This window comes from Moorella glycerini (assembly GCF_009735625.1).
GTDB lineage: Bacteria > Bacillota > DSM-521 > Neomoorellales > Neomoorellaceae > Neomoorella > Neomoorella glycerini.
In genome coordinates this window covers 1,371,329-1,385,706 of sequence record NZ_CP046244.1, presented here as the reverse complement: position 1 = coordinate 1,385,706, position 14,378 = coordinate 1,371,329, and the positions used below count along the sequence as shown (strand labels likewise).

Genomic DNA, 14,378 nt, shown 5'->3' with positions numbered 1-14,378 from the left:
GCTATATTCAATCTGCCGCCATTCTAGTCTTCAACCCAACCTCATATACTACCCGGCCATACCTGTGATAGTTCTCCCTATTAATCTCCCCGATACCTATCCCTGCTGGAACGCCAATTCTCCCCTCCTTATCCATGGTTATCTCGATGAGGTCATGGCCGCTGCCATACCAGCGGCTGCTGGCCTCGACATCGGCGGGATATTTAAAGCCTGCAAAGCTTGCCAGGGCCAGAATACTCATGGCGCCGATACCGCTTTCGGGCATGGTGCCGCCCCAGACAGCCACACCGTTTTTTACGGCCAGGTTATAAATTTTAATTGCTTCCAGGAGACCGCCTACCCGCTGAATCTTGAGGTTCCAGATTTTAGATACTCCCAGTTCGAGGACCTGCCGGGCAATGCGCAAAGACTTTAAGGACTCATCAAAGCAGATAGGGGTTTTTATTTCCTGGCTCAATTTGTAGTGATCGAAAAGATCATCGTGATGCAGGGGCTGCTCCAGAAAGAGACAATTAAAGGCATCCATCTGTTTTAAGATGTCTAGATGCTCATCCACAGCAAAAGAGGAGTTGGCGTCCACCCAGAAAGGAAAATCCGGGCCGATTACTTCCCTGGTCACCCTCATGGCCTCCAGGTCCCAGCCGGGTTTAACCTTGATCTTTATTCGCTGGTAGCCTTCCTCTACATAGTTACGGATCCATTGGGCCAGGGTCTGGTAACTCCTATCTTCCGGAATCCCCACCGAAACCCCTGATAAAATATAGTCTTTGCTTGCTAAAAACTCCTCGGGCGTGCCTAGCTGTTCCAGCTTATAGCGGATTAACTCCTTTAAGGATAAACCATTCTTTTTGGCAATAAGGTCCCAGTAGCCAGTCTCAATACCTGCTAGGGCAAAGTTGTTGCCCCGGATGCCTTCCCTTAAAGTCATATTCAGGTGCTCAATACTATTAAATTCTTTGCCTATCACCCGGGGTAAAAGCCATTCAATAAGCATGGCCCTGGCGGAAGCAATGGTCTCCGAAGAATAAAAAGGAGCTTCAAAGGGTGCGGCTTCGCCGTAGGCTGTAATTCCTTCGCCCTTTAGTTCAATAATTAAAGATTTACGGCTGTAACTTATCCCCCCGCTTATCTGAAAGGGGATGGCATAGGGGATATCCACCTCCACAATCCTGGCGCTCTCAATCCTGGCCGCTTCATTTATATGCATACTTATATACCCTCCTGTTTTCTTTAATTAAGCTAATACCTCTTCCCACATGGCAAGATAGGTCTCCCTGGTAAAGAGGGGCTTAAACTGGGATTTAATTTTTTTGCCCTCCCGGGCACCGTTGAATAATAAGTCAACTACCGTCATGGCCATGGCCTTGGCGGGAGCAATATAAGCGGCCTCTTCGTCTACTATGGTAAATTCGCTGCTATGGGCGGGGCCTTTAAAGCAACCAATAGTGGGTTGGATAACCGGCATCAGGGCGCTGAGATCCCCCATATCGGTAGAACCAACCATATCTACCCCCTCGATGATGTTTTCTTTGCCAAAGAGAGGTTCGATATTTTTCTTAAAGAGTTCACTTAATACGGGATCCTGATTCAGGGGCAAATAACCGGGTAATTCTTGAATCTCCACCTCGGCGCCCACGGCATAAGCCCCTCCCTGCAGGGCCCTATTTACCTTTTTATTGGCCGTAAGTACTGCCTCCAAGGTTTTACCCCGTACATAAGTTTCCACTCGCACATCGGCCGGAACTATATTTACCAGGTCGCCGCCTTTAGTTATGATGGGATGGACCCGGATGTGATCTTCATCCCGGAAGGTTTCCCGCTGGGAGTGAATGGCCATCAGGCCCAACATGGCGGCATTTAAAGCGTTGATTCCTTCATGGGGAGCCCCACCGGCATGGGCCTCCCGGCCTTTAAACTTTACGGTCTTACCAATAAATCCGGTACTGCCGCCGGCAATAAAGGCCTTTCGTTCCGGGGTATTGGCCTGGGAGTGGACCATCATGGCCAGGTCAATGTCATCAAATACTCCCAACCTGATAAGTTCCTGCTTGCCACCGAAAAATTTTATTTTCCCTTCCCGCTGTAACTTCTCCCGGTATTCCAGTTCTACAAATTCTTCGGCCGGTACGGCCATAAAAGCTACATCTCCATCCAATTCTTTGATGACATCACTTAGTATCAGGCCGAAGGCTGTCCCGAGCATTGAGGCTACCTGGGCATTATGGCCACAAGCATGGGCTGCTCCAGTTTGCCGGTCAACCCGGGGATGGTCAGGACAAACAACGGCGTCCATTTCTCCCATTATGGCAACTGTTAGCTCATGGCTTTTCCCTGGAGCTTTGGCTTTAACCCCAGTGATGGCCAGGCCTGTTTCACACTTTAATCCCAGGGATAAAAATTTTTCTGTCACCAATTTTGCAGTCGCCACTTCTTTAAAGCCCAGTTCCGGATGATCTAAAATCCACTCGCCAATCCCGATAATTTCATCTTTCCTGGCATCTATAGCCTCGCAGACTCTTTTTTTAAGTTCATTTAGATACATTGAGAACCTCCATTTTGGATATATTTATCCACATTAAGGTCATGTCTCTATATAGTCTCTAAATAATATTCTCCATCCTCTCCAAAAATCCTGCTTTAATTTCTAATTTCTTAAGGGAAATACTGAAAACAAATAACCCCCGAACTACTTCGAGGGCTACTTGATGAAGCGGCGGTAAGGCTAAGTTTCCGTCATGGGATACCATATCCCTGCACCCAGCCCTCTACCCCAGCTTCTTTGGGCTGGGGGTACAGCCTCCAGGCTCCGGTGGTTCTCGGCTAGCAAACTTAGCGCTCAGCCTTGCTCGGCGGCGGGGGTGGCTTAACTTTATCTCTTTGATCAACCATAACGGGGCGTGGTACTTCTCGTTTCTAAAGCCACGTTACGATCCCCATCCCGTTCACCGCCGCCTCGCTGCGGCTTTGCTGAGTTTGCTGACGCCTCGAACCAAGTCGCCTTCCGCCTGTACCCGCCAGCCCCTTGCTTCAAGCTACATTTTCATGGTTCGCTAGCGGGGGCGCCAGCTCCCATGAGGGGCTCCTCAAAAATTATCTTCCTTCATTCGCTGAATCAGGTCTTCTTCCCGGGCTTTTTTAATGGCCAGCACCTGTTCATCCTGCCAGTCGTAAAAGCCGCGGCCGGTCTTGGTACCCAGGTCGCCGCGCTCTACTTTCTCCTTGAGAAGCCGTGACGGCCCCCGTTCATGGCAGAGGTCCTGGTTAAGGTAAGACTGGATGTTATAAAACACATCCAGTCCCCCCAGGTCGGCGCTTTCCAGGGGACCGGTAACCGCCAGGCGCCGGCCAAAACTGTATTTCACGGCCGCATCCACATCCTCTGCCGTCGCCCAGCCCTGCTCGACGATGTACAGGGCCTCGCGCAGGAGGGCGAACTGCAACCGGTTACCCACAAAGCCTGGAACGGCCCTTTTAACTTCAATTGGTTTCTTGCCCAGCCTGGCCACCAGGCCCCTGGCCAGGGCCACGGTAGCGTCAGCCGTTTTTTCTCCCCGTACAATCTCCACCAGGGGGAGCAAGTGGGGTGGATTCCAGAAATGGGTGACAACAACCCTTTCCGGCCGCCTGGTTAATGCCGCCAGCTTTGTGGGGTCCAGGCCGGATGTGGTTGAAGCCAGGATGGTGTGGGGTGGAACCAGGGCATCGACTTCGCGAAATACCCCTTGCTTAACAGCCAGGTCCTCAACAATGGCTTCAATGACAAAATCAACCCCTGTAACAGCCTCAGCAAGGGTCGTGAACCCTTTGATGTTCGTCATAACCCCTTCAGTCCGGGAAGCCTCCACCAGGCCACCCTTTGCCAGCAACTCCAGGCCGGAGCGAATCTCCCTGAAGCCGCGGTTAAGGCTATCCTCACTACGGCCAAAAAGTCGCACTTGATATCCTGCCAGGGCGCATAATAAAGCAATATCATGGCCCATGGTGCCGGTGCCTAAAACGGCTATTTCCTTGATGTCTTCCAGTTGCATGATATCCCTTCTTTACCCCAGTCTAGTTATTGCAAAAACCCCTTAATAATTCTTCCTCCCCCCTTAATTTCCTCCTGGAAGTAAAAAGCCCCCCTTCAGGGGGTATCCGGCTTTGCTGCTATGAGGCTGGAATATTACGCCTGGCCAGGTTTCCTTCCCGGTCAAGCCATAGCCGCACTCCCCATTCTTCCTGAACAAAAGAATACTGGCGGGAACCTATCCGGATGGAAGTATTCTCAAAAGCATGAGCTATGGTCACGGCAGCCCCAGCCTGGGTTTCGACCCTGGTGCTCGTACCGGTACGGGAGCCCAGTTCCTTAATATAAACGTCACCCTGGGCCTGGATCTCCCCACCGCGGAACACACCATGCACAGCTACCGCTTTCCCGGCCTGCAACCTGGTATGATAACAGCCATCACCTATTACTTTAATGTTACCGGTAGCTACAACGGTTGAGTTAAGGGCGTAGTGAATTATAATGTCGGCCGCACCTTGAGGCGGTGTATTAATCTCATCCCGCCAGGCTATAATTTCTTTCAACATTGATTCCAGTTGCTCTAAACTATTAATGGTCAATGGCGTCCTTACCAGGCGTTCCAGGTCATTCATCAATGCCGTCAAACTATTCATTGATATAGCAGGAAGGCTGTGGGCTTCCTTTTTTAGTAATTCTACAGCTGCAGGAAGATCGCGAAATTTCTTCTCTAAAACCCAACTTTGACACTAAAACTTCTATTTCAAGGGCTTAAAGACCACCAAGACTAGTAATATCAACGATCTTTCTCTACCGAAGTCGGCAAAACGTAGTGAAAACAAATCTGCCTTAGAGTATTTTCACGCCGGGCATCTCTTGGTATAATAGTAATGACGATAACCGAGGTGATGCCCCTTTGTTCCCCCGTATTATCACTACCAGGCGCGGCGGCCATACCTACCATTATCTGGTCCTGGTAGAATCCTACCGGGAAAAAGGCAAGGTAAAACAGCGCCAGGTTGGGCATTTAGGCAACATCGACCAGTATTCCCAGGAAGAGATACAGCGGCTTATTAATAAACTGCGGGAATTCCTTAAGGAAGATGAGCTGGGCACTGTTAAGGACCTCCAGACCTTCGGCACCAAGCATTATGGTATCCCCTATGTGGTGAATTTTTTCTGGGAGCGACTGGACCTGGACGCCTTCTTTAAAAACTATCTCCAAAATCGTCAAGTAGAGATGGATGTGGCCTTATGCACCAAGATTATGATTTTAAACCGCCTCATCGCTCCTAAAAGCAAGCTTGGAGTATCCCAATGGTTAAGGCAAATTTACCTGCCGGAACTGGAAGAGAAACAGCCTGAGTTGCATCATTTTTACCGTACTCTTGACGTCCTGGAAGAAATGAAGGATTATCTGGAACGCCACTTGTACAACCGGCTTACGGATCTCTTGAGTTATCAGCTTAACCTGGTGTTTTACGACTTGACCAGCAGCTACTTTGAAGGTACCCATTGCCCCCTGGCCAGGTTCGGTTATTCCCGCGACCACCGGCCGGACTGCCGGCAAATTAATATTGGCCTCCTGGTGACTCCGGAAGGCATGCCTATTGCCCACCAGGTATTTGAAGGTAATATACCTGATAAAGTAACCGTGGCTGGCGCCATCGAACAACTTAAGCAAAAGTTTGCCATCAAGAGCTGTATTTTCGTGGGCGACCGGGGTATGCTGACCAGTCATAATTTAGAAGAACTCAAGGAGGCTAACTTCCGTTATATCCTGGGCTTTCATAAACGCGGCCGGGAAGTGAGCGATGAACTACTGGCCAGGTACCAAAACCTCGAAGAATACCAGCTAATAGACGGCGATAACCCCCTCTTTTATGTGGAAGTACCACCAGAGCAGGTACAGGCTCCCCCTAAAGAAAACTTGGTAGAGGGAGAAGAGGAAGAAAAGGAAAACTTCGAGCCTCCGGTTCGCTATATCCTTTGCCACAATCCTCTCAAAGCCCAAGAGGATTATGAATTTCGGGTCAAAGCGATAGAAGAAGCCAGGATAAAATTGCAAGAGCTGAAAGACAGGCTGGCCCGGGAAACCCCGCGGCGGGGGCGCAAGCCTACCACAAAAGGAGTCATGCTTAAAGCAGCTGCTATCCTTAACAAGAAGGGCCTTGCTCCAATTTTTGATATTACTTATGACGGCAAGTCTTTCAACTTTGAAATTAATGAGCCGGCTCTGGCTAAAGAGGCTTTGCGGGACGGCAAATTTTTAATCCAGACTAATGCTGACCTGCCAGCTGAGGAGGTAATTGCCGCCTATAAAAACCTGCTCCAGGTAGAAACCGCCTTTCGCCATATCAAGGACTTCATTCGCTTGAGGCCTATCTACCACTACAACGAAAGTCGGGTTAAGGGACACATCTTTATATGTGTGCTGGCTTATCTCTTTGAAAAATGGCTGGAGGTGATACATCGCCGATATATTGAAGATGAGATTTTTAAGGCGAAACAAATCCCTGATCCTGAAAGTCAAGAAAGAGAGTTACGCCGCTGGAAGGTTGCCCATAAAAGCGGCCGCCGTATCCTGGAATTATTAGAAGAGATAAAGGCTGTTGACCAGCAGTTTCTTGATAAGCGGATTTATAGTATCACCCAGCCCGGACAAAGCCAGAGTGAATTGTTAAAAATTTTGGGCCTTCCACTTCCACCTAAAATTTTAACCTTCAGGTAGCCACTAAGAGCCCCAGAAAGGGGTTGTAGTGACAATTGTCCCTATGGACCCCTTGATTTTTAAGGGGCGGTGTCAAAGTTGGGCTAAAAGCAATAATACCAGGGGACCAATACCACCTTTAAGGTCATCCTTTTTGAAGGAAGGATGATGGAAAAGCTGGGTAGCAGCGGCAACAAATTGCTCCAGGATGGCAGCAACCCTGGCAAGTATTGAGCCGAATTCCTGCTGTAAAGCCACCGTACTCCCGGCGGCCAGCAGGGAAGAAAAAACGTTGCCGCGTACCTCAATTAAGCCACCGGCCCGGACCATGGCCCTGGATACAGCTCCCGCTATATAAATATTACCACCAGCCTCAACACTCATCCCTTCTTCAACCTGGCCGGCAATCTTGACATCGCCAGTGAAAGAAATGTTTCCCGAGGTGATATCAACATTACCAGGGTGCATGAGGGCAGGGAGCACACTGATAACAACTCGCCCTTTTAACCCCCTTGCCACGGGGCGGCCAGCTGTGGTAGCAATTATCTCCAAACCATCATTGCTTAAAACAGCGCCGGAACCGGCTGTCATTTGAATATCCCTGGGCTCGGGGGGCACGATTATTTCCCCCGTTACCGCCTTCCCCGGCCGCCCCACTTCAGCCGGGTGTTTCCTGGCCAGGACCATTCCGGCTTCAACCGCGGTGAAACGAAATCTTTCCCGGAAGTTCACCGTGTCTTCTTCTCCGACTGTTACTGGAACCTTTTGCTGGGTAGTAAAGAATAATTCTACCGAGGCGTCTTTACCTGGTACGGGTGGTTGCCCCCGGGCAATGGTTAAAGTACCCTCAGTTGAGGCTTCCAGTCCCCGGGCACAGGCCTGCCAGTCGATACCATACTTGATACCCTGGCGCCCCATTTCCCGGGTTAAATCTTCCAGGGTAAAAGGTTTATAGAAATCCTCGTGCTCCAGGACCTCCAGGTATAAAACCCGCGCCGGTGGCAGGTCCCGCACTTGCCGCCGGATTAATACCCAGGGTTTTACCTGTAAAAGTGCTTCCAGTTTATCCGCACTAACCTTTACCTGCCAGTATCCTTCCCGCCTTTCATCCAGAACGATTATTTCCACCCTGTCCTTCTCATTTACAGGCGTCGGTTCGCTTCGTTCTTTCCCATTTACTACCAGGCGCAACCCCGGGCAGGGAACTATCACCGGATAAGGGCCTCCGGGCGGGTGTTTTATTACCAGCTGCCCGTCTATAATGGCCGCCCGGGATGCCGCGCCGTATTCCCCGGGCTGCTCAAGGGCACCAGCCTTTAAAGATTCCATCTGCAATCACTCCCCTCTACTTTGAGGGGCGCCTTTAAGGGTTTCTAAGACGCGGAAAAAACCGATTATTTCCAGGTCATGGCGAATATTTGCGGGTATATGGGTAATTTTCAAAACGCGGTTCTGCCGGCTCAACAACCTGGCCTGGCTGAGAAGCATCCCGGCACCGGAGGAATCCATGAACTGCAAGTCCTTAAGATCTACCTCCACCAGGGGGGCCTCTTGCCTTTCAATCTCTTGCTGCAACTGGGCAACATTGCTATAATCCAGTTCCCCCGCTACCAGCAGGGTGGCCTTTTCCTTTTCATTATTTACCCTGATCTCCATGACACTCACCCCCCTTTTCCAGGTCTTTCTTAAGTATTACCAGGGTTACATCATCCCTCTGCTGCCTGCAGCCGGTAAAGGTAAATAAGTCATTTAAGATAACCTCCTGGAGTTCAACTGCATCCAGGCAAGTATTGGCGGCAACTATCTCTTTGAGGCGATTTAAACCATAATTTTGACCGTTGGCATCGCGGGCTTCTAGCAGGCCATCGGTATACAGGATAACTACATCGCCGCTCGACAGGATAACTTGTTCCGGTCGAGTACCCTGGTATTCCTCCAGGAAACCCAGGGCCACCCCCCTTACCCGGGGTACGTGGATATTACGGCCTGAAAATATTACCGGAGACGGGTGTCCGGCGCTGAGGCAGGTTAAACAATTATGCTGCTGTTCATAAGAAATAAGGCACAGGGTGGCAAAGGAACCGGCGCGATGCAGCCGCTTTCCCCCGATTTCAGCCAGCTGATTAATGATTTCTAATAGGGACAGCTCTTTCCTGGTACACGCATGTAAGATTGTACAAAGCTCCTTCATTTGCCCGGCAGCACGCATACCTTTACCCATTACATCTCCGATAGCAATAATAAGTTGATCTTCTCCCAGGGGAATAAAAGCAAAAAAGTCGCCGCCTTCCACGTCTGCTGGAATACTACACCCGGCACCCTGTATACCGGCATGTATTATTTGTTTCCCCTTGCCACCGATATCCAGGGACATTTAATATTCACCCCCGGTTACCTGGCTCTGGTCACTACAATCTAAAAGTTCTTCCATACCTACGAGCCGGAAAACTTCGGCAATCTCCGGACAGGGGTTAATAACCCGTACCTCACCTCCCTTCATTGACCACCGGCGCTGTATTTCTAATAAACCCCTGAGACCTGTAGAATCTATAAAGGATACCCCTGCCAGGTTTATTTCCAATTGCCGCTCTCCTTCCTGTACTTCTGCTGCTCGCTCCAGCGTGGCCAAGGTTTCCATGTCTAACTCCCCTTTAAGGTTTAAACAGCGCCCATAAGCGCCCTTGGTTACAGAGACTGCCAGCATAATATCGCTCCTCCTCTTTCTTTACTTAAGAAGCTGGAGAACAGATTTCTTCACCTGCTGATTGATGGAAATCCAGGACCAGGGTGGTTCCCCTGGAACCGGTAGTTAGATAAACTTGATCAGCATAATAAAGCATTAAAGTAAACCCGCAACCAAGAGAATTTTGGGTGGAGTAATGTCGCATTAAAGCCGCTTTGGGTAAATCTTTTATCTTAATTCCCTGGCCCTGGTTTTGAATAATTATCCGGATGGCCTCATCCGTCTGCCGGACCACCCATTCACCACCCGTAGCATGTTTTAATGTATTGGTCAAAGCCTCAGTTAAAGATAAGGTCATGCCGTACGCGCGGGCGCTAAAAGCCGCGGGTAGCAAACTGCATAACTTGCTGCGAGCTGAAGCTATGTCAGCAGCCTTGTTAACTACTCCCCTTGCCAGTTCCTTACCCTGGGATAACACAGCTACCATTTCTTCTGAAGTCAAAAGCTGCAGGCGCCCATTGGTGACGGCAGCCACGGCTTCCCGGTAGGCCAGCATCTCCTGGCGGCGCATCTGCCTTTCCTTTTCAATAATTTCGGTAAGATCAAAGGCCAGCAGGCCCCCTGCCCGGGAGTCAAGGGGTATACCGTGCAGGTCAAAAATCCTTTTACCGTCATCACTTACTATCACTTCCCGGCAGTGGGTTCCCCGGTGTATTGCCTGGCGCATTAAATTTTCTATTGCCGGCAGGGGCAGTTCCAGGTCAGCCTGTCCTGTCAGATGGCGAAAACGCCCCTTTTCGTAACGCATTACCTTGCCCAACCGCATGGCATTGAAAATCTCCGAGCTTTCTAACTCGGCAAGTAGTCGTTCTTTAACCAGGTCCTGTAAATGGGCGGGAACTAATTGCGATACTTGCTCAATGAAGTCCCCAGTACTACCCGTCAGTAAACGGTATTCTTCATTACCCAGACGGCTGGCTGTTTCCTCACCCCGGTAAACGGCTATGATATCAAAGAGGTGGATGTTACCCTTGCCCTTGGTCGGTACCCCTGCTACATCCAGGCTAAGATGCTGCTTTAAATAAATCCGGTATTGACCGGGAACGGGAGCTCGTGTTTCCAGGCCCAGTTCCATGGTATTCAATACGAGAATACGGCCAGCATAACGTTTTCCATCGGCGGCAACCAGGCTAATGCCTATGGGCACCGGTGGCTTCCGGCGTAAAGGGCCGGGACTCATGAAATAATCGCAATCGACACAAGAACGATTTGGGGTCTTGCGGGTACACTGGCTACACTCTTGCATACCTGAACCCCCCCTCTACTGCTCTGGCTTTAAACCAGGTTTAAAGCTTCTCTTTCTCCCCTAAAGAGAGGTTTTTCCCCCTTTTCCCTTCCTGTAACTTATAAATACTTACTATCAACTTATCCAACCAGTGACTTTGGGCAATTACTAAAGGATGGGCAAGATCGCCGTAAATCTTAATTAACCTCGCGAGCCATTCTTTTTCTACCTGGATTTGCCTGGCAAGGGGGCGGGGATCCTGGTAGGTTGCCGGTTCGTAGGTGGCCTTTTGACTTAAGACAGTTAATATGTCCGGGTCAAATTGCAATCCTTTCCCGCTATGTATTTCCATCAGAGCTTCACTAACCGCAATCGCCTTACGGTAGGGTCGCGACGCCGTCATGGCATCTAAGGCGTCGGCAATTGTTACTATTCTGGCCAGCAAAGGGATCTGTTCATATTTAAGGCCGGCATAACCGTTTCCATTCCACCATTCATGATGGTAGCGAATAACTGCTACCACCTCATCGTTGCCCCCTCTTTGCTCCACCCAGTCCGCTCCATAGTCGGTATGCTTTTTTATCTGCCCCCATTCCGCCTCTGTCAGTGGCCCCGGTTTCGTCAATATCTCCAAACGTACATGTATTTTTCCGGCATCATGCAAGAGGGCACCCCTCAACACGTCCCGGCAATGACGGGCTTCTATTCCCAGGTCCATGGCTATCCTTAAGGCAAAGTTGGCCACCGCAGCCGAGTGAAAGTACAGTACCGGCCAGTATTCCCGAATCTCCAGTAAAATTTTAGTAACCGTATCCCTTTGCACTAAACCCGCCCCCCAGCCTTCGTTCCATCTAGAAATAATAAAGGCAGCCACGAGCAATTTGCATGGCTGCCCTTTAAAAGTTCAGGTAAAATTAAAAACCGACTTTAAAGTGGCAGCCTGGCAGTCATACCAGCATAGTGGCTACAGACCCATGGCTTTGCGTCCCACCCTTTCGAGTGGTTTGCCCTTAAACACTTTAAGCTATTGGCATAAGAGAAAGATATCTCTTTGGGAACTCTGGGGGGCGGAGTAGAAGGAATGGTGACGGCAGTCCAGCGGCCACTGGACACTTTTTCCCGAAAATTACAAGGAAATTCTGGTTCCCGGAGGCGTTATGAAAGGTAGCACTGGATGGGTTGGGAGGAATGTTATTTGCAGTAATTTTAAGGAGGCTAATAGAGGGGGAGTTTCTTTCCAAATATTTACAATAAAGGCATATAATCCCCCCCCCCCCCATTGGCTATTTTTGTTTTTTATGTTAATTTTTGTTATGCCCTTTGCCAGCACAGGTATTATCCTCCAATCCAGTTGCTATAATATTTTTATATTCGACCTCGCTCAACAAATTCCTTCCCTTTAGGTAAAAGTAATGTCAATTTACCCCTGCTGCGGTTGCCAGAGGCGCGGGTCTTCCAGGGGCCGGACGCTGAGGCTGCGGAGACGTTATCCTCGACAGGGCTACAGGTCGAGTCCTGGGCCGTGGGGTCAAAATATGTTATCTTACCTTCTGGATGCCCAGGGACTTTTCCAGGTCGATAATGTGTCCCTGCTCCACCAGGGCTATTTCCCTGATGACCTGGGCGACGTCATACAATTTCAAGGCTTCCAGTTGCTCAATGCGCTGCAGGTAGCGGTTCAGGGCGTCATACTCGGCCTCCAGGTCCTGGCGCAGCATTTCCACGTTATTGAGGGAAGTCTTGATTTCCTGCACCTGGACCGTGGGGATGCCGCCCAGGTACTGGATCTTGTCACTCAGCTTTACGGCATGGTCGTGCTCATCCTGGGCATGCTGGAGCTCTTCATCGATAATGGCAAAATACTGGGGGCCAGTAAGCATGCTGGCGTGCTGGATGTACTGGATCATGGCGGCGTATTCCCAGGACAGGTCCAGGTTGAGGAGCTTGATTATCTGCTCGATGGTCATAGGGCCACCTCCAGGAGTATGCTTATACTACATAATATTAGTTTTCCTGGTAAGTGTGCCCATACAGATAAAGTAAGTCCAGGTATTGGTTTTAACCATATTTATACAGAATGCCGAAGCCGCCGCGGGGATTGCGCCAGTCGATGTTGTCGTGGGCGCAGCCGTAGCGGCAGGTGCCACATTCCACGCAGCCCTCATAGGCCGTCTCAATCCTTTCTTCCTTTTCGTTCCAGGCATAAACCCGGGCCGGGCAGATAAAGGTGCAGGGTCTGCCGTCACAGTGACGGCAGACCTCCCGGTCCTTGATCCTTAAATGAGGGTGCTTATCCGTCTGGTAACGGTTGAGGAACAGCTTATCTTCCAGGCGCATCAGCCCATCACCCTCCAGAGGTGGTAAAGGTCCCCGGCCAGTTGTATACGGCTGCGTTCGGCCGTAATTTCCCTCCAAATGCGCTTCTGTTTTTCCCGCTTGGGTACATTATCGACGGTTAAGAACTCCCTGGCGGCCCGGGAAAGGAGCTGCGGATACAGGGTAAAGAAGTGGGGATTTTGGTCAAAGAAAAAGGGGGCCCGCTGGTATTTCTGCAAGTCCTGCAAGACAAAGCTCTCCGCCAGCATCTGCCGGTAGGGTGCCAGGTTGGCCTCGCTGTAGTCGCCCTTTTCCCGGGCGGCCAGGATGGTTTTCGCTGCCAGGAGGCCGGAGGTCATGGCGAGATTCGACCCTTCCCGGTGAATCCCGTTGACCAGCATGGCGGCATCTCCGGCTACCAGGACGCCGTTGCCATAGAGTTTAGGAATGGCCCGGTAGCCGCCTTCGGGAATCAGGTGGCCCTGGTATTCCTTGCTCTCACCCCCGGCTAGCAGCCGCCGCACCATGGGGTGACTTTTCAGGTGCTCCAGGAGGTCGTTGGGGTTCAAACGGCGGCGGACCAGGCTCGACAGGAGGACGCCCACGCCCACGGAGAGGGAATCCTTGTTGGTATAGATAAAGGCTGTCCCCATCATGCCTTTAGTAGCGTCGCCAAGGAGTTCAATGGTGCAACCCTGGCCTTCGTCCAGGTTAAAGCGGTCCTCGATCTTTTCCCGGGGCAGGGCAATGATCTCTTTGACGGCCACGGCCAGCTGGTTGGTATTGATGCCGTCCTTTTTCAGGCCGGCCTTCTGGGTTAAAAGGGAATTGGCGCCCTCGGCCAGGATGACTACCTCCGCCCGGACGTCGCCCTCGGCCCGGCCAGTCCTTACCCCGACGACGCGGTCCTTCTCCCAGAGGAGGTCCTCGACGACGGTTTCATTAATCAGCAGGGCCCCGGCCGCCACGGCCTGTTCCGCCAGCCAGCGGTCAAAGCGGGCCCTGAGCACGGTAAAGGCGTTGTAAGGCTCGGCGGCAAAGGCCATACTCTTATAACCCAGGGTGAGAGCCGCTGCATCGGTCAGCAACCACAGGCGCTGCTCCACTACCGGCCGCTCTAAAGGGGCCTCCCGGTAAAACCCGGGAACTATCGTTGCGGTGGGGTGGCGGTAAAGGACCCCGCCCATGACGTTTTTGCTGCCCGGGTGCTCGCCGCGCTCAAAGATAATTACCTCCACCCCGGCCCGGGCCAGGGTGATGGCCGCCGCCAGCCCCGCCGGCCCGGCGCCCACTATGACGACTTCAAACCTTAGCGCCATCATAATGCCCCCATACGAACTTAACATCAACCAGTGCTAATACCCACCCCGAGCTGCTTTTC

Annotated in this window: 14 protein-coding genes and 1 riboswitch; of the genes, 1 reads left to right on the top strand and 13 read right to left on the bottom strand. The window is 51.1% G+C overall.

Translation table 11 applies throughout. The features are described from left to right. Positions 1–7: 7 nt before the first annotated feature. The 4 genes from menC to MGLY_RS06940 all read right to left on the bottom strand — a co-directional run bounded on the left by menC (position 8) and on the right by MGLY_RS06940 (position 4,650). Positions 8–1,207 carry an o-succinylbenzoate synthase gene (gene menC, locus MGLY_RS06955; RefSeq protein ID WP_156272658.1) on the bottom strand — a complete coding sequence of 400 codons (1,200 nt, stop codon included), beginning with the start codon at positions 1,205–1,207 and terminating at the stop codon, positions 8–10. A gap of 27 nt (positions 1,208–1,234) precedes the next feature. Beyond that, on the bottom strand, positions 1,235–2,542 hold the full coding sequence (locus MGLY_RS06950; RefSeq protein ID WP_156272657.1) for an amidohydrolase: 1,308 nt from the start codon (positions 2,540–2,542) through the stop codon (positions 1,235–1,237). A 541-nt stretch (positions 2,543–3,083) separates the two neighbouring features. After that, positions 3,084–4,028 (bottom strand): 3-hydroxyacyl-CoA dehydrogenase family protein, encoded by a 945-nt coding sequence (locus MGLY_RS06945; RefSeq protein WP_156272656.1) that lies wholly within the window; start codon positions 4,026–4,028, stop codon positions 3,084–3,086. 118 nt (positions 4,029–4,146) lie between these two features. After that, positions 4,147–4,650 carry a FapA family protein gene (locus MGLY_RS06940; protein WP_156272655.1) on the bottom strand — a complete coding sequence of 168 codons (504 nt, stop codon included), beginning with the start codon at positions 4,648–4,650 and terminating at the stop codon, positions 4,147–4,149. Between the two features lie 269 nt (positions 4,651–4,919). On the opposite strand from MGLY_RS06940, the gene MGLY_RS06935 reads away from it, so the two are divergent. Continuing rightward, positions 4,920–6,734 carry an IS1634 family transposase gene (locus tag MGLY_RS06935; protein WP_156272643.1) on the top strand — a complete coding sequence of 605 codons (1,815 nt, stop codon included), beginning with the start codon at positions 4,920–4,922 and terminating at the stop codon, positions 6,732–6,734. A 72-nt stretch (positions 6,735–6,806) separates the two neighbouring features. Here MGLY_RS06935 and MGLY_RS06930 read toward each other — a convergent pair whose 3' ends face one another. From MGLY_RS06930 to MGLY_RS06890, 9 genes are all read right to left on the bottom strand, one after another. Continuing rightward, positions 6,807–8,042, bottom strand: a complete 1,236-nt coding sequence (locus MGLY_RS06930; protein ID WP_156272654.1) for a flagellar assembly protein A — start codon at positions 8,040–8,042, stop codon at positions 6,807–6,809. A 6-nt stretch (positions 8,043–8,048) separates the two neighbouring features. Next, positions 8,049–8,369, bottom strand: a complete 321-nt coding sequence (locus MGLY_RS06925; protein ID WP_246187435.1) for an STAS domain-containing protein — start codon at positions 8,367–8,369, stop codon at positions 8,049–8,051. After that, entirely contained in the window at positions 8,350–9,087 is a 738-nt protein-coding gene (locus MGLY_RS06920) for a PP2C family protein-serine/threonine phosphatase (protein ID WP_156272652.1), read from the bottom strand. Before MGLY_RS06920 ends, MGLY_RS06925 begins: the two co-directional genes overlap by 20 nt. Beyond that, on the bottom strand, positions 9,088–9,417 hold the full coding sequence (locus tag MGLY_RS06915) for an STAS domain-containing protein (RefSeq protein ID WP_156272651.1): 330 nt from the start codon (positions 9,415–9,417) through the stop codon (positions 9,088–9,090). A gap of 25 nt (positions 9,418–9,442) precedes the next feature. Continuing rightward, entirely contained in the window at positions 9,443–10,702 is a 1,260-nt protein-coding gene (locus tag MGLY_RS06910; protein ID WP_156272650.1) for an ATP-binding protein, read from the bottom strand. A 40-nt stretch (positions 10,703–10,742) separates the two neighbouring features. Then, positions 10,743–11,504 (bottom strand): HD domain-containing phosphohydrolase, encoded by a 762-nt coding sequence (locus tag MGLY_RS06905; protein ID WP_170290957.1) that lies wholly within the window; start codon positions 11,502–11,504, stop codon positions 10,743–10,745. 108 nt (positions 11,505–11,612) lie between these two features. After that, a riboswitch (cyclic di-GMP riboswitch) is annotated at positions 11,613–11,700 on the bottom strand. A 519-nt stretch (positions 11,701–12,219) separates the two neighbouring features. Continuing rightward, positions 12,220–12,648 (bottom strand): ferritin-like domain-containing protein, encoded by a 429-nt coding sequence (locus tag MGLY_RS06900; RefSeq protein ID WP_156272648.1) that lies wholly within the window; start codon positions 12,646–12,648, stop codon positions 12,220–12,222. Positions 12,649–12,739: 91 nt separating this feature from the next. Then, entirely contained in the window at positions 12,740–13,018 is a 279-nt protein-coding gene (locus MGLY_RS06895; protein WP_156272647.1) for a ferredoxin family protein, read from the bottom strand. Beyond that, positions 13,018–14,316, bottom strand: a complete 1,299-nt coding sequence (locus MGLY_RS06890) for an FAD-dependent oxidoreductase (RefSeq protein WP_156276265.1) — start codon at positions 14,314–14,316, stop codon at positions 13,018–13,020. The genes MGLY_RS06895 and MGLY_RS06890 overlap by 1 nt, the downstream gene beginning before the upstream one ends. Between the last annotated feature and the right edge of the window lie 62 nt (positions 14,317–14,378).

Coding starts and splice junctions, on each gene's coding strand:
- MGLY_RS06900 (WP_156272648.1), bottom strand. CDS start 12,648: ATGACCATCGAGCAGATAATCAAGCTCCTCAACCTGGACCTGTCCTGG.
- menC (WP_156272658.1), bottom strand. CDS start 1,207: ATGCATATAAATGAAGCGGCCAGGATTGAGAGCGCCAGGATTGTGGAG.
- MGLY_RS06950 (WP_156272657.1), bottom strand. CDS start 2,542: ATGTATCTAAATGAACTTAAAAAAAGAGTCTGCGAGGCTATAGATGCC.
- MGLY_RS06910 (WP_156272650.1), bottom strand. CDS start 10,702: ATGCAAGAGTGTAGCCAGTGTACCCGCAAGACCCCAAATCGTTCTTGT.
- MGLY_RS06915 (WP_156272651.1), bottom strand. CDS start 9,417: ATGCTGGCAGTCTCTGTAACCAAGGGCGCTTATGGGCGCTGTTTAAAC.
- MGLY_RS06930 (WP_156272654.1), bottom strand. CDS start 8,042: ATGGAATCTTTAAAGGCTGGTGCCCTTGAGCAGCCCGGGGAATACGGC.
- MGLY_RS06945 (WP_156272656.1), bottom strand. CDS start 4,028: ATGCAACTGGAAGACATCAAGGAAATAGCCGTTTTAGGCACCGGCACC.
- MGLY_RS06925 (WP_246187435.1), bottom strand. CDS start 8,369: ATGGAGATCAGGGTAAATAATGAAAAGGAAAAGGCCACCCTGCTGGTA.
- MGLY_RS06895 (WP_156272647.1), bottom strand. CDS start 13,018: ATGCGCCTGGAAGATAAGCTGTTCCTCAACCGTTACCAGACGGATAAG.
- MGLY_RS06920 (WP_156272652.1), bottom strand. CDS start 9,087: ATGTCCCTGGATATCGGTGGCAAGGGGAAACAAATAATACATGCCGGT.
- MGLY_RS06890 (WP_156276265.1), bottom strand. CDS start 14,316: ATGGCGCTAAGGTTTGAAGTCGTCATAGTGGGCGCCGGGCCGGCGGGG.